This is a genomic window from Alteromonas sp. BMJM2 (assembly GCF_027257845.1).
In the GTDB taxonomy this organism is placed as follows: Bacteria; Pseudomonadota; Gammaproteobacteria; order Enterobacterales; family Alteromonadaceae; genus Alteromonas.
Genome location: NZ_JAPVOT010000001.1, coordinates 31,667 through 50,540, shown reverse-complemented (window position 1 = coordinate 50,540; position 18,874 = coordinate 31,667). Strand labels below are relative to the sequence as shown.

At 43.5% G+C, this 18,874-nt stretch carries 18 protein-coding genes; 8 read left to right on the top strand and 10 right to left on the bottom strand.

The window, feature by feature from the left end; translation table 11 throughout:
• Positions 1-7 precede the first annotated feature (7 nt).
• From O9X84_RS00200 to O9X84_RS00190, 3 genes are read left to right on the top strand one after another with little or no spacing between them, the layout of a single operon-like run.
• Complete coding sequence (locus O9X84_RS00200) at positions 8-679, top strand: YigZ family protein (protein WP_269517469.1); 672 nt, start codon at positions 8-10, stop codon at positions 677-679.
• A gap of 8 nt (positions 680-687) precedes the next feature.
• Positions 688-1,212: a M48 metallopeptidase family protein gene (locus O9X84_RS00195; RefSeq protein WP_269517468.1), complete on the top strand. Its 525-nt coding sequence runs from the start codon at positions 688-690 to the stop codon at positions 1,210-1,212.
• A complete protein-coding gene (locus O9X84_RS00190) occupies positions 1,212-1,562 on the top strand; it encodes a YacL family protein (protein WP_269517467.1) in 351 nt (116 codons plus the stop codon). The genes O9X84_RS00195 and O9X84_RS00190 overlap by 1 nt, the downstream gene beginning before the upstream one ends.
• Here O9X84_RS00190 and O9X84_RS00185 read toward each other — a convergent pair.
• Positions 1,559-3,055 carry an esterase/lipase family protein gene (locus tag O9X84_RS00185; RefSeq protein ID WP_269517465.1) on the bottom strand — a complete coding sequence of 499 codons (1,497 nt, stop codon included), beginning with the start codon at positions 3,053-3,055 and terminating at the stop codon, positions 1,559-1,561. The two genes, O9X84_RS00190 and O9X84_RS00185, sit on opposite strands and share 4 nt — an antisense overlap.
• Positions 3,056-3,263: 208 nt before the next feature.
• Here O9X84_RS00185 and O9X84_RS00180 point away from each other — a divergent pair, with 208 nt between their 5' ends.
• A complete protein-coding gene (locus O9X84_RS00180; protein ID WP_269517464.1) occupies positions 3,264-4,184 on the top strand; it encodes a cation diffusion facilitator family transporter in 921 nt (306 codons plus the stop codon).
• Between the two features lie 61 nt (positions 4,185-4,245).
• Here the strand turns inward: O9X84_RS00180 and O9X84_RS00175 are convergent, their stop codons facing one another.
• The 6 genes from O9X84_RS00175 to O9X84_RS00150 form a co-directional block, all read right to left on the bottom strand.
• Entirely contained in the window at positions 4,246-6,687 is a 2,442-nt protein-coding gene (locus tag O9X84_RS00175) for an ABC transporter permease (RefSeq protein ID WP_269517462.1), read from the bottom strand.
• Positions 6,684-7,391, bottom strand: a complete 708-nt coding sequence (locus O9X84_RS00170) for an ABC transporter ATP-binding protein (protein ID WP_269517460.1) — start codon at positions 7,389-7,391, stop codon at positions 6,684-6,686. The genes O9X84_RS00175 and O9X84_RS00170 overlap by 4 nt, the downstream gene beginning before the upstream one ends.
• Positions 7,372-8,634, bottom strand: coding sequence for an efflux RND transporter periplasmic adaptor subunit (locus O9X84_RS00165; RefSeq protein WP_269517459.1), 1,263 nt, complete (start codon positions 8,632-8,634; stop codon positions 7,372-7,374). The genes O9X84_RS00170 and O9X84_RS00165 overlap by 20 nt, the downstream gene beginning before the upstream one ends.
• 22 nt (positions 8,635-8,656) lie before the next feature.
• A complete protein-coding gene (locus O9X84_RS00160) occupies positions 8,657-9,121 on the bottom strand; it encodes a hypothetical protein (RefSeq protein ID WP_269517458.1) in 465 nt (154 codons plus the stop codon).
• Positions 9,122-9,505: 384 nt separating this feature from the next.
• Positions 9,506-11,338 (bottom strand): M1 family metallopeptidase, encoded by a 1,833-nt coding sequence (locus O9X84_RS00155; protein WP_442864486.1) that lies wholly within the window; start codon positions 11,336-11,338, stop codon positions 9,506-9,508.
• A 468-nt stretch (positions 11,339-11,806) separates the two neighbouring features.
• Positions 11,807-12,235 carry an organic hydroperoxide resistance protein gene (locus O9X84_RS00150; RefSeq protein WP_269517456.1) on the bottom strand — a complete coding sequence of 143 codons (429 nt, stop codon included), beginning with the start codon at positions 12,233-12,235 and terminating at the stop codon, positions 11,807-11,809.
• Positions 12,236-12,392: 157 nt separating this feature from the next.
• Between O9X84_RS00150 and O9X84_RS00145 the strand changes: the two genes are divergently transcribed.
• A complete protein-coding gene (locus O9X84_RS00145) occupies positions 12,393-12,836 on the top strand; it encodes a MarR family winged helix-turn-helix transcriptional regulator (protein WP_269517454.1) in 444 nt (147 codons plus the stop codon).
• 109 nt (positions 12,837-12,945) lie between these two features.
• Here O9X84_RS00145 and O9X84_RS00140 read toward each other — a convergent pair whose 3' ends face one another.
• On the bottom strand, positions 12,946-13,317 hold the full coding sequence (locus O9X84_RS00140) for a hypothetical protein (protein WP_269517453.1): 372 nt from the start codon (positions 13,315-13,317) through the stop codon (positions 12,946-12,948).
• A gap of 496 nt (positions 13,318-13,813) precedes the next feature.
• Here O9X84_RS00140 and trhA point away from each other — a divergent pair, with 496 nt between their 5' ends.
• Both trhA and O9X84_RS00130 read left to right on the top strand, forming a co-directional pair.
• Positions 13,814-14,470 (top strand): PAQR family membrane homeostasis protein TrhA, encoded by a 657-nt coding sequence (gene trhA, locus O9X84_RS00135; RefSeq protein WP_269517452.1) that lies wholly within the window; start codon positions 13,814-13,816, stop codon positions 14,468-14,470.
• Between the two features lie 8 nt (positions 14,471-14,478).
• Positions 14,479-15,039, top strand: a complete 561-nt coding sequence (locus O9X84_RS00130) for a hypothetical protein (protein ID WP_269517451.1) — start codon at positions 14,479-14,481, stop codon at positions 15,037-15,039.
• 122 nt (positions 15,040-15,161) lie between these two features.
• On the opposite strand, the gene O9X84_RS00125 is transcribed toward O9X84_RS00130, so the two are convergent.
• A complete protein-coding gene (locus O9X84_RS00125; RefSeq protein WP_269517450.1) occupies positions 15,162-16,070 on the bottom strand; it encodes a hydrogen peroxide-inducible genes activator in 909 nt (302 codons plus the stop codon).
• 186 nt (positions 16,071-16,256) lie between these two features.
• On the opposite strand from O9X84_RS00125, the gene O9X84_RS00120 reads away from it, so the two are divergent.
• Positions 16,257-17,240 carry a universal stress protein gene (locus O9X84_RS00120; protein WP_269517449.1) on the top strand — a complete coding sequence of 328 codons (984 nt, stop codon included), beginning with the start codon at positions 16,257-16,259 and terminating at the stop codon, positions 17,238-17,240.
• Between the two features lie 117 nt (positions 17,241-17,357).
• Here the strand turns inward: O9X84_RS00120 and O9X84_RS00115 are convergent, their stop codons facing one another.
• A complete protein-coding gene (locus tag O9X84_RS00115) occupies positions 17,358-18,626 on the bottom strand; it encodes an inorganic phosphate transporter (RefSeq protein WP_269517448.1) in 1,269 nt (422 codons plus the stop codon).
• Between the last annotated feature and the right edge of the window lie 248 nt (positions 18,627-18,874).

Below are 18,874 nucleotides of genomic sequence, written 5' to 3'. Positions count from 1 at the left end.
TTATCACATGAATTATCCCGTTCCCGCCAATCAGGTTGAAGTCCTGTTTGAAGTAAAGAAAAGCAAGTTTATTGCGATGGCAGCATTTGCCAACTCTCGCGAGAGCGCAATGGCCGTGCTTGATGAAGTAAAGAAGCGCTATCCCGATGCACGACATCACTGCTGGGCCTATATTTTTGGTCCTCCAAGCTCTCCCGTAAGCGCTGCTATGGCCGATGATGGCGAGCCAAGTGGCACAGCCGGCAAACCTATTTTAAACGTGCTTCAGCATAAAAATATTGGCGATGTAATGATTGTAGTGACTCGTTACTTTGGCGGTATAAAGCTGGGTGCTGGCGGTCTTGTTCGCGCTTATTCTGCATCGGCGCAGCAAGCCATTGAACAGCTCACTGTACGAGAAGAAGTTACTCTTCACACGCTTACCGTTGATGTAGACTTTAAGCACGAACAATTTGTTAGGCATTTGGTTCAGCAAGCGTCGGGAAATATTGCCGACTGTCGCTATGCACAGCAGGTCAGTATTGATATTCAAATACCCGTTACCCACGTAGAAGAAATAAAGCAGCAGCTGGCGCCAATTGTTAATCAAGACATTGAAGGCCAGCCAGGTGACAGCCCGGACGTTGACAGCCCGGACGTTGAAAGTAAGCAAAGCAAATTGAATGATTCATCAGTATGAGTGCTAATATGAGTAGCAGGCTTCAATATCTCTCACACTACCCTGAGAGACTGCAACAACAAATTCAACAGATGATTGACGACAACGCGCTGGGAGATTGGCTGCGCACTCGTTACCCTACCACTCACTCAGTGGCAAACGACAACGACTTACGCGAATATGTGATGGGGCTTAAAAACCAGTATATGAAAAAAACTCAACCGTTGAGTAAGGTCATATACGATAAAAAAATCCATATTGTGAACCACGCCCTTGGATTGCACTCCTATGTATCTCGGGTACAAGGCGGTAAATTAAAGAGTAAAAATGAATTGCGAGTAAGCAGCTTGTTTAAAAACACGCCAGAGCCATTTTTGAAAATGATAGTGGTGCATGAATTAGCCCACCTTAAAGAAAAAGAGCATAACAAAGCCTTTTACAAGCTCTGCCAACACATGCTGCCCGATTACCATCAAATTGAATTTGATGTACGGGTGTACCTCACTGAACTCGAATTAACCGGTCATGTTTATCAAATGCCTAAGGAAGCCTAATGGATTTTCAATTTCGCACTGACATGTTAGGTGAGCCTTCCGCCAAATGTGATATTGAATGCGAAGCTTTTGGTGATTGGTTAAGTAACGATTTAGGCACAGATCGCGCAAGCATTAATACGGTGCTAGAGGCCATTGAAAACCTGCTGTGTCGCAACATTCCTGATTACCAATTTATTGGCAAGGAATATACGTTAACCATTGAAGACGACGAAGTAATACTTACCCTCAATCACAACGAAACCAGCCACAAAGAATTTGCCGAAGATTACGACCAAGAGATGCAAGCAGGTTGCGGCTTGGCAGATTTCAAACATTTACTGCAAGAATGGAAGGCGTTTATTCGTTAATAAGCGCCCTCTGAAAGCCATCGGTGAATAACGTCGTAAACGGTTTTATTGCCCAGCAATCCAAGGTGACTGATGTTATTCCCCACCCACTGATTCTCTGGTTTAAAATTAAGGTTAAACGCTTCATTTTTATGAATACCTAGTGCGCTATTAAGGGGCACTAAACCATCACCAACGAGATGCTTATTTATAGCGTTAGGCGATGCCGAGGACGTTGTTGCAATGGCAAAACACGCTACCCCATCAGGCAGTGGAATAGGTTTGCGTTGATCGTTAACAAAATCAAAACGCCGTTCAGAGTGAGTGTCGCTTTCAACGATATATCCGTGCCGAAGGTCGGCAATACCTGCACTGCGAATTTGAGTAATGCGTGTTAAAGGAGCCGTGAAGTGATGCATACCTAAAAATAGGTCTACCCAGTTACCCGCTTTTTCAAGGGGCGCACCGTGATGTGGGGTGCCAAGAAACACTATTTTTTTCAAATACTCGGCCCACTGTGCATTTTCTTCGGCTGCCTCTGTGATTGCCGCCGCTTCTGATATTGCAGCTTTAGCATAATAAAGCGCGCTTCTTGTGACCAACCCGCCCATGCTATGGGCAACAACTGAAATATCTAATGAATACCGGCTTTGTAGAGAGTGAAACTGGCTCGTCAACTCGCCTAATAGCGCGTTCAACTCCATCCCATTTTGGTAGATATGCCGCCCCGTATTGTAGTGTAAGTAAACCGTGGGGCATGAGAGGTCATTAGCAAGATGATAACCATGGTCGTGCTCACTTTGCCGCCACTGCACATCGTTCATACATAAGCCGTGCACCATGATGAGAAGCTTGCCTTCGGACTCTGCGATGTGCCGCGACAATGCGTCTAACTCTATATCATTGCCGTGTTGACGAAACGTCATTGCGATGGACAGCGGACTTTGCTGTGTATAAAGATAATCGCCTATTACGCCATTTATGGCTGAGAGTAATGTAGGCTTTATCGGCGAAGGTGATGGTGAATGCGTTGATGATGGCGGTGTTGCTTCGCTTACATTGCCGTTTGCATTATCACTGCCAACGACATTGTCTTTGAGGCTGCCGCTGCCTCTGTTATTCAAACTGTCGTTTAATACCGAGAGCGGCATGCTAATGTGCTTGCTTACCTCGCTAGTGATGCTGCGTATACTGTCGTACACCATGCCTGTAATACCACTGCTAAGCGCCTGTTTTGATTTTGGTGTTGATGATTGTGTTGATGCTTGTATTGATGCTTGTATTGATGGCGAAAGCCAATTCAGCGGATTAATACGGCTGTGCATTGTTTCAATTACCAAGGTAAGTTGAATAACCGCCTCGGTAATTAGCCGATTAGCTTCTTGCGCCTGAGAGGGCTTTTTTGTTTGAGTTTGTTTGCCAGTATTTTGGGCATCAGCAGCTTTGGTATCAGTGCCCTTGGTATCAATAGCTTGGGCATCAGTAGCTTGGGCATCTGTTTTTGGGTTAGACAAAGCATGCCCTTCCTATTATCAAGTTGCCCTAAGCATAGCAGTAATGGCGTAAGGACAATCTATTTATTAATCTGCGCTATTTTTTGATTAAAAAGCGCACTAATCAAGAACAAAAAAATTATTCGTCGCCCAGCATAAATTCGCTATCTTATTTCTAAAACAAGCGTATTATCCGCCGAATATTAACACTTGAGTCTTTGAGCCGAAAATGGCCATAGGTTTTCACCACACTAAAGAAAAAACCTTACTACGTGTATCGTTTTACGTAGCGGGTTTGTTTGTATTTATCGCACTTGGCTTTGCCTTTATTACCCATTCAGCCGCCATCCTATTTGACGGCGCATACTCACTCATTGCCTTTTTCATGTCGTTACTCACCCTGAAAGTAGCAAATTTAGTGCAACTGCCCGATGACGACCGTTTTCATTTCGGCTATACGGCAATAGAGCCTACGTTAAACTTATTCAAATCCATTGTTATCATTGCCACATGCTTATATGCCGTTGTGGGGGCTATTGGTAGCCTTACAGACGGCGGAATAAAGGCTGAGTATGGCTATGCAATAATTTACGGTGTTATTGCTACTACTGCGTGCTTTGCTGTGTCTGGCTACATGAAGTATCAAAGCAAGCCATTGCGCTCAGACCTAGTGGCGGTAGAAGCTCACACTTGGTTTGTAGATGGCGTATTGAGTGCTTCCATTCTATTAGGGTTTGCCACTGCGTATGGTATTGAGCAAACCCGTTTTGCTGAGTATGCCTCCTTGGTCGACCCCGTTTTGCTTATAATATTAGGCCTTGCGATATTGCCAGTGCCTTTTAAAATTATGCTCGACAGCCTAAAAGAAGTGATTAATAAGGCTCCGCCTGAGTCAGTGACAGCTGTAATTGAAAAGCGGTTAAAGCAAACCTTGATTGCAGTGCCCTATCAACATGTTGAAGTAAGAATAAGTAAAAGCGGAAGAGACATTTATTTACTCGTGCATATTATTGTGGATAAATCGTTTTCCGTTGCCACAATTAGTGAGTTAGACGATATCCGCATAGCCAGTGAGACCGCCATGCGACAATGGGATCCAGCCATTATTATGGATATATTGTTTATCGCTAATCCAGCGTTAGCTGATTAGCGTTTGGGTACTATTTGGGTGCTGTTTAGGTGTTGTTTGGGTGCTATGCGCTAAATAGTGCTCACAGCAGTCTTGAAATGGGTCTCGACAGAAAGTGCTTCGCACACAAAATATTGATCAGCGTGATTAAGGAGAAAGTGACTGCTACGGCAATTAAAAAGTGCTGGCCATTCACTATATTAACCTGAAGGTTGTCTTCCAAAAAACGTCTAGATATTACTACGCCAAGCAAAACGACGGGTAAGGTCACGAAAAAAGGTACAACTTGTGCGAGACCATTTTGAATACTCAACGCTCTCTTACTTGCTCCTATAGCCAGTAATGCCCCCAAACGTTTCTCTTCTAGCTGTAAATTGGTTCGGGAAATATGAAAAATGTTAAACAGCAATAGTAAAGCCAATATACCGGATACCGAAAGGGCACTATGTCGCGTGGTATTCTCAAGATATTCCATATTGAAAAGCTGCCGACTTACCAGAGATTCACGCTCAATACTGTAAGAACCTGCATTTTCATCCGCCCATGAAATTAAAAACTCCTCAAAATCGTCTGCATCAGGCTGTTGGATTAATGCAAAAAAACCTCTCTCTAACAATTGAGGAATAGTGCTAAACGGCTTATAAAGAATGGGCCGCTCACGATTCGAAAAACCATAATGCGGAACATTTTCAACAATACCTGCTATTTTTACGACTTTGGTATTCATAAATCCGCCAACCACCAGTTTCAGTCCCAGCAAATCGTCTAAGTTAGTTAGCTTAAGCTGCTTGGCAAAGCGCAGGGCAAGGTGCTGGTTTACTACCGCTTCATCTCGACTCATTTCGCTCTCGCCAGCAAGTAACTTTACATTTGCCAGTGCGAACAAATTTCCAGATACATGCAGCGAGGTGGCCTCCACAGATTTCTCTGTTTGTCCCTCAATAGAAACCGTATCCCTCATTGCTACGGGGTTTACAAATGAATCAAAGGAAATAGCGGTTTTATTTAGAAATCTGTTATCGAAGTTACCCTCTTTGAAGTTTTCGCTTAAGGCTACGTAATTTTCACTTAATACCTGAAATTCAATCATATCCAATGAATACGTATTTGCATCAGCCACTTTTTTTATCTCGTGCACGGTAAGCGTCATTAAGAAAACGCTTGTTATCAGCATGACTTTTTGCAAAAACGCACTGTGCTTTAAAACACGCAACTGTGAAGAGGTGAGAGAGTCGCTTTTGCTAGACGATAACGTCATTCTTCGCATTGCAGAAAGGTAGGGCAGACTAAAAACAGCGCACAGCAACAAGCAAACCAATAAAGAAACTGGGATAAATAGCGCTATATCTACTGCAAGAGCTTCTGTTTGGAAGTACGTGGTAAGAGTTTCAGAGTTTGACATTTGAGTAAGTGCGTAGCTGTACAGGCCAAAACTCACTACTTGGCTAACAATAAGGTTCGGTAATAATTCTAAAGAGCATTCTTTGAATAGGTCAGCCTTTCCAGCACCAATGGCTCGTTTAATAGTGAGCTCTTTCTTTCGTTGAATGAGCTGCCCTATTTGGGAATAGAGCAAGCTACTCACAATAGCCAGTAACAAGATACTCGACAAAAATAGCAGAGTTTGCCATTGCGCCATTATTTTGTTTTTCGTGATGGGATTAAGCTCTACCCCTTCCGTAATAAGCAGTTTGTGTTGCTCTTCTACAAATTCTACTGCATTTCCAACATCTAAATCGACTACCCCATATGCTCCCATCAAGTCTGGTATAGAAATACCAGGCTCTATTTTTGCAAATACATAGTACTGGGGCGCCCCACGCAAATAATTGCGCGTATAAACAATATTATCCTGTAATTTTTGAGGGTCTGCCTTTTCTCTTTCAGTTAACCTAAAAGGAGCAAAGTGCTCTAATTGACTGTCGTGAGCATAAACGCCTATTTCTAATGTACTCCACCTCGACATGGACTCAGGCACTATTCCAGCAACTATGTATGGTGTTTTGGTATCGTAGATTGTGATTTGAGGTTTTTCATCTACATTGAAGTCACTTAGGTACTTTTGCCAAAAACCAGCTGTAACAAACACAGACTGTGTATTGTTTTCGAGTGATTTCAAATCGGAAGGGAGTGTTAATAATTCAATAAGCGTTTCGTTTAAAAAACCAATATTCACTTCGTCGCTTAACGTTTTACCCACCTTAACTTGGGAACGTTCGACGCCCAATTTTGCGACCTTGGATACGCCTTCTACTTTTTCTAATTTCTCAGCGTGGAACCCCTTAACCGGCTTCACTATATTGCTCATATTACTTCGCACTAAGGTGATAAGCTCTGCCTTTGATCCCACAAAATCAGGCCTGTCTGAGCCAACCACCACGCCAACTTGTAACAACACACTTATCAGGGCTGTTAATAAGCTAACTGATAAAGCAATGACAAAGAATTGGAACTTTGCATTACGCCAGCGCCTAGCAGCGCCCTTGAGGTCGTGAACAATATTGCTGTGAAAAGTAAGCTTCATGGTGCTTTAACGTGCAGTCGCGACAATGTTCCATCATCCATTCGGTATTGGATTGGAAACATATTGGCAATGTCTAAATCATGAGTTACCACCAAAATAGTAGCGCCTGAATCGTTTAAACGCTGAAGCAGGCTCATGACTTTACCGGAATTTTCTTTATCCAAATTGCCGGTAGGTTCATCGGCCAAGATAATGTCAGGCTTATTAATTATTGCTCGTGCAATGGCCACTCGCTGCTGCTGACCTCCTGACAATTGGCTAGGGAATGCATTGGCTTTCTCTAGCATGCCTACTTCGATTAACGCATCAGTCACCAGCGCTGTATATGCTTTACTGCTGAGACTTTTGTTGTATCGCAGAGGGGCGCAAACGTTTTGCGCTACAGTCAGGTCATTGATAAGGTTGAAATTCTGAAAAACCCAGCCTATGTTTTTGTTGCGCAGAATAGACAGCTGCTTTTCTTTGAGTTGTGTCGTAGGGAAGTCGCACAAACCGTATTGACCATCCGTTAACTCCTCGAGTAGCCCAATAATAGACAACAGCGTGGTTTTTCCACTACCCGAGGTGCCTCGAATTGAGGCCATATCGCCTTCTGTGATTTGCAGGTTGGCGTTGCGTACAGCATGGTAAGAGACTTTTCCGCTAACAAAGCTTTTGCTGACGTTTTGTAAATTAATTAGCGTTCTAGGAACTGATTTCTGCATAACTGATTGACGCTCGAGATCCATATTCATCTGGTGAGACAAGAAGTACCGTTTCGCCTACTTCAAGCCCGTCACTCACATACATTTCGGTTTCTGAAATGGCGTTAATGAGCACATGTCTTAGCTCAAATGTTTGTGTATTTTTATTGAGAACATACAGGGTATAGCGACTACGCGTATCCGTTACATGGGATATTTTAGGTAAACCCACTAAAGCTTGTTCGCCTTTGGATATGACCTCTCCCGATATATTCATATTAGGAATTGCACCGCCTGGCAATGTCGCATCAAATGCAGCGTCAAACTCAATCTGATTTTCCACAACGTAAGGAGACACGCGTGACACTCTAGCGGTTACCCTTTCCCCTCTGATATTAATCACCGTACTCATACCCACCTCTACTTGCGCGGCCTCGGATGCGGTAACGGAAAGACGTGCATACATATCCAGTGGATCAGCAATTTGAGCAACAAAGTCTGCCTCTTGAAGCGTTGAGCCAACTTCCATCCCATCGTTAATCAGCGTCACAACGCCACTTTCTTGAGCAAGAATATCCAGCGATTTCACTTGTTGCTCAACGTAATCCTTTTTATTAAGCAGGATCTTTAACTCTGCCTGGGCGACTTCTGATAACGCTTGATTTGTATTGGCTAATGACTGCAACTTTCCCTTTTCTGCTTCCAAAGTAACGCGCGCTCGCTCGACACTCGCCTTTAGCTTGACATAGTTGAGACGGGAAACGATACCAGACTGATAGAGCTGATCTGTGGCGGTCAATTCAATCTCAAGTGAATTTAAGTCAGAAGTCGCAAACGTAACATTATTTTTTTGCTCAAGCAGAGCCTGCTGAGACGTAATTACGTTAGACTTTTCTTTCACTTTTTTCGACAAAATAGAAAGTTCAAGTTCTTCTATTTCTCGATTAAGGGAAGGATTCATCAGTCTCACCAAAACATCACCACGACTGACGACTGAACCAGGGCTCACGTTAACTTCTGCAATCTTGCCAGATACATCGGTGGTAACCACAGAAGAAAGCAATGGTTGTAACTGGCCGAACACTCGAACGGCGTTGCTAGCGGTTACGGGGTAAGCCTCGATAAATAAGTTGCTTTTACTATCTCGATCACTAGTTAGTAAGTATTGCCAAAGAAGCAGACAGGCGCCAATAGCAAACAAAACGACTAAGGGGCCTTTCAGCCATGTCGCCGTGCTTTCTCTTTCTAGACTAGGAATTTCCATACCCACTCCTTGGCGTGTAATTTTAGAATGTTAAAAGTAGCTGAACATCGGACCGCTCAGAAACGGTATTAACCAAAAAGGCATGGTCTTCCTTAATAGTGGGGTGGTAAGCAACCACAGCCCCATACGCATCTTTTGGCATATTGAAATAAAACATTACATACTGATTGTCTGCTTCAAGTTTAAGCAATGACGACGGTACAGATACCGATTTGGGGAGGTCAATTGCGTCGCCAATAAAGTTTTTGACTTTGTCTACGTCAGAAGGCGCTAAGCCAAGTACTTCAATAACCTTATCTCGTGCTAGAAGAGTATTTGTTTCTGTATCAAATAGATAAAACTTTGGCATTTTGGGTTTACTGATCCCGTCACCAACAATGTAGTCTTGATAAATCCGTGTCATCTCTGCATAGCCGACTACTGTTTTTGCAGCTGCAATATTTGAGGCAAAAATGGCGAATGCACATATGGCATAAATGTTTTTCATATAGATTCCTTCCCATAAAGTGGCAGCATGTCCATGCCATCATAGCGTGTAGTAACGTTTATTTTTTAACTTATTTCGAGTCACATTTCTTGTTTTTTACCCTATCTCATTGGCACCATAAACAAAAGAATAATGAATAATGAATAATGAATAATGAATAATGAACAAGAATGCAACAACTCAAGCTATGTAGCAACACAGGCGAATAGATTTTAAAGACATTCTTCATATCAGGTATTTGCACTACCATTTTTGCTGCCGTTTTCATATTTGAGATGCATAAAAAAGCCCTACCAGCCAAAGTTGATAGGGCCTTTATACAGCGTATATTCTGAGAGAACAGGCTTTACCTACTCACTCTTTAATTCATTACTCATAAAGCGCTTAATTAACAAAACCTTCGTTGGCTCTTATCGTTAATGGATGGTAGCCAGGCTTTGCCTCTTCAAATGCTTTTTTCGCAAATGCTTTCCCTTCTGGTGTTTGCGAAAGTGTGCGATAAAGCGGCTTAACCAATTTGTTGCGGCCAATGCTAACCAGATAGTTGTATAAACGCTCGTATGCTGGCTTGTACTCATTGGCTACCGCAATCATCAGCCAGCTGTGGGCAATTTCGTTGTTTTGCGTTTCTGTTAGCGAAAACGCACTGTCTAATTCGACAAGCTGCTTGTCGGTTAACGACTCAGGCATATTGTTAAGGAAGTATAACCATTCATGCACTGTCCATTGCACAGTGTCAATGGCACTTGCCTTCGTGGTATTCGCTAGCCATTCGCTGCGTACCTTATCGATATTAACAAAAGCATCAGACTCAGGCTTCGGTGCACCTTCTGGAATACCAGGTTCAAAAATCCACTGCTGAATACGCCCAGCGTCTAACTTTTCTGGATATTGCTTAAGTAGCGTCTCGTTCAAATAGTCGATAAAGGTATCTGTAGTGATGCTTTTGAATGCAAAGTCTTCGAAGTACTGCATTAAAAATGCATCAAAATTCTCACGCCCTACTTTTTGCTCTAACTCTCGAAGAAAAAGCGCGCCTTTTTCGTAAGGGATATTTGAAAATACGTCGTCAGGGTTACGACCACGTAAATCGATAGCAAGAATTTCATCGTTTTGTTCTAGCGCAGCGATATCGTTTTGCAAGTCTTGATAGCCTAGCACGGCCTCTTTTTTAAACCGCTCATGACCATAAATCATTTCCATGATGCGATAGGTTAAATAGGTGGTAAAGCCTTCGTTTAGCCACAAATCACGCCATGTAGCGTTGGTAACTGTATTTCCAGACCAGCTATGAGCTAACTCATGTGCAATAAGAGACACTAGACTTTTGTCACCCGCAATTACAGTTGGCGTGATAAACGAGAGACGAGGGTTTTCCATGCCACCAAAGGGAAACGATGGTGGTAAAATGAGAAGATCGTATCTGTCCCACTGATAAGGGCCGTAAGTCTCTTCAGTGACTTCGAGCATTGCTTCGGTGTCTTCAAACTCTTTAGCTGCACTTTCAAGAAGCGCAGGTTCGGCATACACCCCTGTTCTCTCCCCCATGGCCTTAAACTGCAGATCGCCAATGGCTAATGCAATAAGATAAGAAGGAATTGGCTGCGGCATGGTAAAGGTATATTCACCATCGCGCTTCGTTTGAGGATCGTTTGCTGCGCTCATTACTGCCAATAAGCTTGGCGGTGTTTTAATGGTGGCCTCATAAGTCACACGCACTTGTGGGGAATCTTGCAATGGTATAAAGCTTCTGGCGTGAACGGCCTGAGCTTGAGTAAATAAGAACGGATGCTTTTTACCTGCAGTTTGTGCTGGTGTGAGCCACTGCACGCCTGACGCACTTGGTGATGTGGCATAGTTCACGGTAACTTGATTGGCGTTCTCGGGTAACGAGATGGAAAGAGGCGTTCCTAGGTCAACATCGGTTTCGCCTAAAGTAAAGGGAACTGCCTCACCATTTACGGTAACAGTTTCAATTTTAAGAGCGCGAGTATCAAGAACAAGCTCATTGTATTTTGGGTTGGTGCGCTCTACCTTGAGCGTTGCACTCCCTGATAACTGCTGAGTATCAAAATTAGCGCTAAGATCTAATGCCAAATGCGTTACCCGTACTTCATCGGGATTAGAGAATGAATGATAATCAGCGCCTGAGGCCATATCAGATGACCCCTCTGTAATTTCTGCTCTAGCGTTGTCTTCGGCCGCCTTATTTCCCATATTTTCTTTTGCAACATCTTTCATGGCAGCGCTAGCGTCGGCCTGGTTTGCAGGCTCAGTTGTGGCATCGCTGCACGCAAAAAGTGCTGGTACACAAATTAGCGTAGCTAGCATTTTGCAGTAGCTCATAGTGTGGTTCCCATATTGTTTCATGCTTCTTCCTTTCTAGTTCTATCCAGCTTGTTCTGTTTCTTTACAAGTTTGGGCAATTCTGTCTAAGAGTTCGTTCTACATGATCATAGTAGCAAGTCGAGACTTCAGGGGCGATAAATAACAATAAGGAAAGAGACTGGTAGCGTTTAACACCAACTTTACTAACTGGGTTGAGTGATGATGTGGGCGCAGTGGCTCTGGGATTGGACAACAAAAGAATTCGGTAGTTGTGAGGTTTCGATTCCGCTGAAGCACGGCTTTAGCGCAGGCTCAATGGCCACTGGGAGACAGTGGCCATTGAATCATTGTAATTATTTAGGCTAGTGCTATTTCTACTTCAATATTGCCGCGAGTAGCATTTGAGTATGGGCACACTTGGTGCGCTGCATCTACTAGCGCCTGAGCCTTGCCTGTTTCCATATCACCAAGGTCGACAGTAAGCTTGACGGCTATGGCAAAGCCTTGCTCAATAGGCCCAATAGACACATCGCCAGTTACGCTAATGTCGTCTGACAATCTAATTTTTTGTGAAGCAGCAACGTGCTTCAGTGCACCGATGAAGCAGGCTGAGTACCCTGCTGCAAACATTTGCTCAGGGTTTGTCCCTTGCCCACCTGCGCCGCCAAGTTCTTTTGGTGTAGATAGCCCAAGCTCAAGCCTTCCGTCACTAGATTTTGCCGTGCCTTCTCTTCCGCCTGTTGCCGTTGCTGTACCGGTATAAACGACCTGTTGTAATGTATGCATCATAAACTCCATTGTTAAAAAGAAAATTGCAAAACAGCAAGCGAAGACTTTAGTTAGCCACACTTACTTTGCATGCAAAATAAAATAACACTATCTCGGCTTGAAGTTCAAGTACTTTGCATACAAAATATAAAACTCTATTGAATTGGAGTTGCCTATGTCTGAATTACTAAAATTAGAAAATCAGCTTTGTCATCGCTTTTATACGCTTTCAAATGCATTTACACGTGCTTACAGGCCCCTGTTGAAGGCGCTGGATATTACTTATCCGCAGTACATTACGCTTATGGCTTTGTGGGAAGCGAATAACATCACCATTGCCGAACTATTAGAGCGCACCGCGATTGATGGTGGAGCTATGACGCTTATTCTTAAAAAGCTGAATGAAAAACAATTCCTCACTATTGAAAAAGACGAACACGACAAGCGAGTTAAACGAGTAATGCTCACCGAGGAAGGTAAATCGAAAAAGCAAATGGCCCAAGACGTACCCTCGCAGATGCTGTGCAAATTAGAAGGCATGAGCCATGAAGAAAGCGTGCAGCTTCGTTACTTACTAGACAAACTTGGTAGCTGCTTTAACGCTGACGAACAAAGATAGCGATTTAAAGGACAGAGAAGTAAAGCGTGTCGTTTTTTTCCGTGCATTGCTGCAGCAGTTAAAACGCTCAAAATTTTAGCTGGCAGTATTAAGCAATACTCGGAGAAGGTTAAGCAGAGGTATACTGCGACATTTCAGCGTCAACTTCTTGCGCATACTGCGTTAGGTGATGCGCTAAAATGTTTTCTACTCTTCTCATAATGTCTTTGCGTTGATGATCCCACCCACGCTTGTCCGCCTGTTTCGCTTGCGCAAGGTAAAATTCAATTCGAGTTTTACGTAATAGATGAGTTTTTCTATTTACGTTAAATTCCATGCTGGTGTAAGTCTCTTCCACATCCGTAATGTCTGTATGATACGGCTTTGCATTATCCTCAGCAGTAGCCTGACTTACAAAGGTATTTCCATTGCCTACTACTCCTATCATAACGATGAGTAACGACACGACTATTCCTGAAGAAACCCATTTTAGAAAAGACATTTTTTACTCCTTGTTTCTGATTTCTATTTCAGCGCTATAACTTTTGACTTTATAACTATTTGCCTTCGCTAATTTAAACTCTTGCGACAAAACACCCATTACCTTGCATCGGTAGTGGTGCTGAAACTGTAAATTGCTTGGTTAACTTTTATGAGTTATCAACCCATTGTTTCCTAGTTACTGCAGGTTTCGAACCAGAATAAAAAAGCCATTAAAATCTTAGAGTTAAAAACAAATGAGCAAGATGGCCGTGTTGATATTGGAAGTTTCTACACAAGAGGGAGTAAAAAGCACCGAGTAAAATATAACCTACCTAACGGTAAGAACGGCATGGCTAGGCGGGGCGGCCTGCTCTGAAAGAAAAGGGTGAGAGGTAAGCTTTAGAAAATAGAAAACTAGTGTCAATATTAGCGCGTTTTCTGCTATCATCACTTTCAGCGAACAGTTGTTCACTGAATTTCACAAAAATGACGACAAGCACGTAATAGGATTAGTCATGTCAGAAATGCGAGACCAACTTGAAAGCATACCCGCAAGGGCTTACTCGGTAATAGAAGAATGGCTCAATAGTATTAGCCACGGCGTCGGTTTGGTTGCAGCCATTATTGGCTTAGTGTTTTTACTCTACCGAGCTGAAGGTACACTTGCCCTAGTTACCGTAGCCATTTATGGCACCACCCTTATTCTAATGTTTTTGAGCTCTACACTTTACCATGCTACTTCACATCACAAAGCCAAAGAATGGCTTAAGCTTTTCGACCACAGCGCAATATATTTATTGATAGCGGGCACTTACACACCCTTGCTTTTAGTGTCTATCGGTGGCGCGTTAGGTATGATAATGACCTGTGTTATCTGGAGCCTTGCATTTGGCGGCGTCGCCTTTAAGCTAGTGGCGCAGCATCGCTTTCCAAAAGTGTCTGTTATGACGTATCTACTTATGGGCTGGATAGCCATCGGCTTAATTTATCCTCTTTACATGGCGCTACCTGGGGCTGGATTGTGGCTACTCGTAGCAGGAGGACTTTGTTTCAGCGTGGGCGTCTGTTTTTACGTTGCAAAAAAGGTAAAATATACTCATGCTATATGGCACGTGTTCGTTATTGGCGGATGCGGTTGTCATTACTTTTCAATTTATTATTTTGTGGTTTAGCGCTCGCTGTGAAAACAACCAAAACTGAGACTAATATTACTGGCACTAACACTAATGGCACTGGCACTACTGCCAATATCACTACAGATAGGTCCCCCGCCATCGCTTGGTTCTCACTGAAAGTGGGCAAGATATGTTTGGGCAAGAAGCCCGTTGCCGAAGCCTATAGTGCATTAAAAAGCTTAGGAGTGACTCACGTGGCAACGGTTCAAACCGGCGAAGAACAAGCCCCAAATGTTCGAGACAGCGCATTTGAAAATGGTTTGGAATGGTTATGGGTGCCCTTTAGTCATCCTTCATCTCAATCGCCAACCGATGATGTTCACTTACATCATTACCTCCATGAGCTATCAAAAATGCTATCTGAAGGTGCCAGTATTTATTTGCACTGCGATGGCTCTCAGCATCGCTGTAGCCTACTGTTTTACGCACTATGCCACTACGTAGGCATTCCATCAAACAGCGCTTACAATGCTCTGCATAGCTTTGGTCGAAATGCGGCAAACAACTTATCACGATCTGAGCTTACGTGGGCTGCCGAACTTGGTCATTCAGCTCCGCATATCTAATGTTAAATCGAGCCACCTAGCAGCTGGTGGCTCTGCGTTAACTTCTTAAGATCATCGTTCTAAGATTATTCTTCTAAGATCCTCTTTCTAATATTTGCGCTATTACGTGTTTGCTCGCTCTATTATTTGAGCGTCGGTATTGGCAATAATGGTGAAACAATTTCACCAATGCGGCGAAACAGCTGCATACGCGTAGTGCCTGAGCGCCAAACAAGTCCAATTTCCCTGAAGCCTTTTTCCTCTGCAGGATAACTCTTGAGCCCTGTATGCTTCAAAATAGACTGGTTAATCGCAAGCTCTGGTAAAAAGGTATACCCCATTTTACTATTTGCTAGTTGTACCAAGGTGTACAGGCTACTGGCGGCGACACTGCTTATTTGGTCGCTGTGCTGTAAGTTACAAGCACTTACCGCATGCCCCGTCATACAATGCTCTTGTTGAAGTAAGAAAATACTTTTCTTAGGCAGTGACGATATATCCACTGGATTAGGTAAGGCGGGTAGCATATCTTCGTGAGCGATAAGATGAAATGGGTCGTGCCCTAACACCATTTGCTTGCACCCTGGGGTTTCCATAGGCAAAGCCAAGATAAGCAAATCTAACCTACCGTCTGTTAACTGTTGCAGTAGCTTTTCAGTCGTATCTTCTTGCATCTCTAAGTTAATATCGGGAAGAAATGCCTTAAAGGCCCCTAACATGCCTTCAAAAAGAAAGGGCGCAATGGTGGGAATAACACCTAGCTTTATGGTACCTCGCTGCCAATTACCGGCATTTTGCGCGTACTCAACGAGTTCACCCGCTTCTTGCAGTATTAACTTACTGCGCTCCACAATGTCTAAACCTAGCGAGGTAAACACGAATGTTTTGTGCTCACGCTCTAGAAGCTGACTGCCAAAGTGTTCTTCAAGATTTTGAATAGCAGTACTTAATGTTGATTGGCTCACGTTGCAACGCTGAGCGGCACGATGGAAATGCTGCTCTTGATACAGGGTTACAAGGTAGTGTAAATGCTTAAGGTTTGGCCACTTCATACTTATCTCATAATTGATTAATAATATAATTCTTAATCTAGCATAAAGATTACGATCAGCACATTAAAAACCCGAAAACGTAATAAAGAATTCTTACTTATACACTGGCAAGCAAGACGTTCTGGGTTTAGGATTAAATTAAAGCGTATTCGGTAAACACGACAATCGCATGCTAATGAGGCCACTATGAAGGGACACTACAAAAACATTCTTTGTGTACTAGGCGACTCTCATCGACAGGATGATACAGTGGCACAAGCACTTCACATTGCTAAAATCCATCAGGCGAATATCACCATTGTGCTTACACTAGAGGCGCTTCCGCCAAATGCCAATATGATCATGGAGTCGTTTTCTTATATTGAGTCTCAGCAAAGTATGGAAACCCAAGCGCAGCAGTGGTTAACAGAGCAATCTAAAAACTGGAGCCAGCATTATCATGCTGATACCGAGGTACTGATAGGCGACCCGCTAATTAATGTTGTGAGTTACGTCGTTAATAACAATATCGATTTAGTCATTAAGCGCGCAGAAGAGAATTTTTTAGATAAACTTTTCGGCAGCCTAGACATGCGCTTGTTGAGAAAATGCCCCTGCCCTGTTTGGGTTGTCGAACGAAAGCCTAAAAGCCAGTACAAAAATGTGGTTGCTGCACTTGATTTGAACTATCACTACCCTAAACACGAAGTCTCCGTGCGCCAAGAGCTCAATCGCGACATACTTCGCCACGCAAGTCAGATTGCTTTACTTGAGTTTGCTCAGCTGCATATTGTGCATGTGTTCGATGCGGTTCCCGAAAACATAGCGAGAGATGGGTTTATCACCGTCGACAACGATAGAATGGAACACGACCTCGCCAAAATATTTGAGGAACGGGATACCGAACTGGCCCTTCTGCTCAACGAACTTTCTGACGAGCTAGACGATGACGTAGTAGACTTCCTTAAACCACAAAAACATATTGTACATGGCTATCCTCGACGAGAAATTGCGGCCACTGCAGCGTCTGTAGGTGCAGACGTGGTTGTCATGGGTACCGTGGCAAGGCTTGGTGTGCCTGGTTTTATCATGGGCGGTACCGCTGAAGAAACTATTCATCAACTGCATTGCGCGGTTGTCGGAATAAAGCCGAATGGATTTCAAACACCTATTACCATAGAGAAAGATTGAACATTAAGGCTAAGTAAAAAACACAGTAATCACTGTTAATGTGATAACAAAAAGCCGCGATAAGTGAAAACGTATCGCGGCTTTTTTAGTGTTCTACATCGTTAGACTGCTTTGGTTTTACACCCCAAACGATGCTCTTAATATATAGAACGAGATAATAGAAAGAATGGCGCCTGCAGGAAGCGTAACAACCCACGACACTACAATATTTCTTACAATGCCAAGGTTAAGTGCAGAAACACCTCTCGCTAAACCTACACCAAGCACGGCTCCAACTAGCGTTTGCGTGGTAGAGATAGGTAGCCCAGTTCCTGACGCAATAACAACGGTACAAGCTGCTGCCAATTCCGCTGCGAAACCACGGCTAGGCGTAAGGTGAGTTATTCCCTGCCCTATGGTTTTTATTACTCGATGACCAAATAGCGCTAAACCCGCAACTATACCTAAACCACCAAGAGGTAAAATCCATACCGCTAACTTGGCATTTGCATTAATTTCGCCGCCACTGCTCACTACACTAACAACGGCCGCTAATGGTCCGATAGCGTTAGCTACGTCGTTCGAGCCGTGTGCGAAGGCCATGCAACACGCTGTCACCACCATTAGCAATGCGAACACTTTTTCTACATTTGCAGCTTGTAAATCTGCATCTTCTGAGCCACTGAACTTCATGCGGCCAATGTACCACTTGCCTAAAACGCCCAATAACACTGCGATAACCACAGCGAGGATATAGCCATTGACCGCGCTCATTTCTAAGCCAACGTGCTTTAGCCCTTTTTTAATCGTCACGAGTGACATTACAAAGCCCGCTAACGCCATATAAAACGGTACGTAGCGCTTTGCACTTTCAAAGGGTGAGGCGGTTTGGAATATAAGTTTATGCGCACTCATAAATATTAAGTACGCTATAACACCTGATATAGCAGGCGTTACCACCCAACTTCCTACAATACCTGCAACTTTTTCCCACGCAACAGCGTCCATGCTAACGCCTACTGCGGTGAAACCAATGATCGCGCCGATAATAGAGTGTGTTGTAGATACAGGCCAACCCAACCAAGACGCTACAGCCAACCAAATACCTGCTGCTAAAAGCGAGGATATCATGCCCAATACGAGCAATTCGGGTATGTCTGTAAAGAAGCTTGAGTCGATAATTCCTTTGCGTATTGTGGAGGTAACCTCACCACCAGCAAGGTACGCCCCAGCAAACTCAAATATCATCGCAATAAAAATTGCTTGTTTTATTGTTAATGCTTTTGACCCTACTGATGTCCCCATTGCATTGGCAACATCGTTGGCTCCAATTCCCCACGCCATGATGAAACCTACACCACCGGCAAGAAGAATTAGAATTAGGCCATAACTTTCAAAAAAATCCACTAAGTATCGCTCCCGAGCTAATGCGATTTGGGCTTTACGCTACTTCACTGTGTAGCAGTTCCCCGAGCCAAATAGGCTAGAGTGTGATGTTAAAGACAGATTATGTTTTAGCATAATGTTCGTTTTTTGCACGACCTGTCCTCGGCTCCGGCGCATGATAACGTAATCATCTTCGAAGCCATAGCGAAAATCATCGAAATTCGGTAAAAGTATATCTCGACGCTGATTATTCAATCAAATGTTTCAAT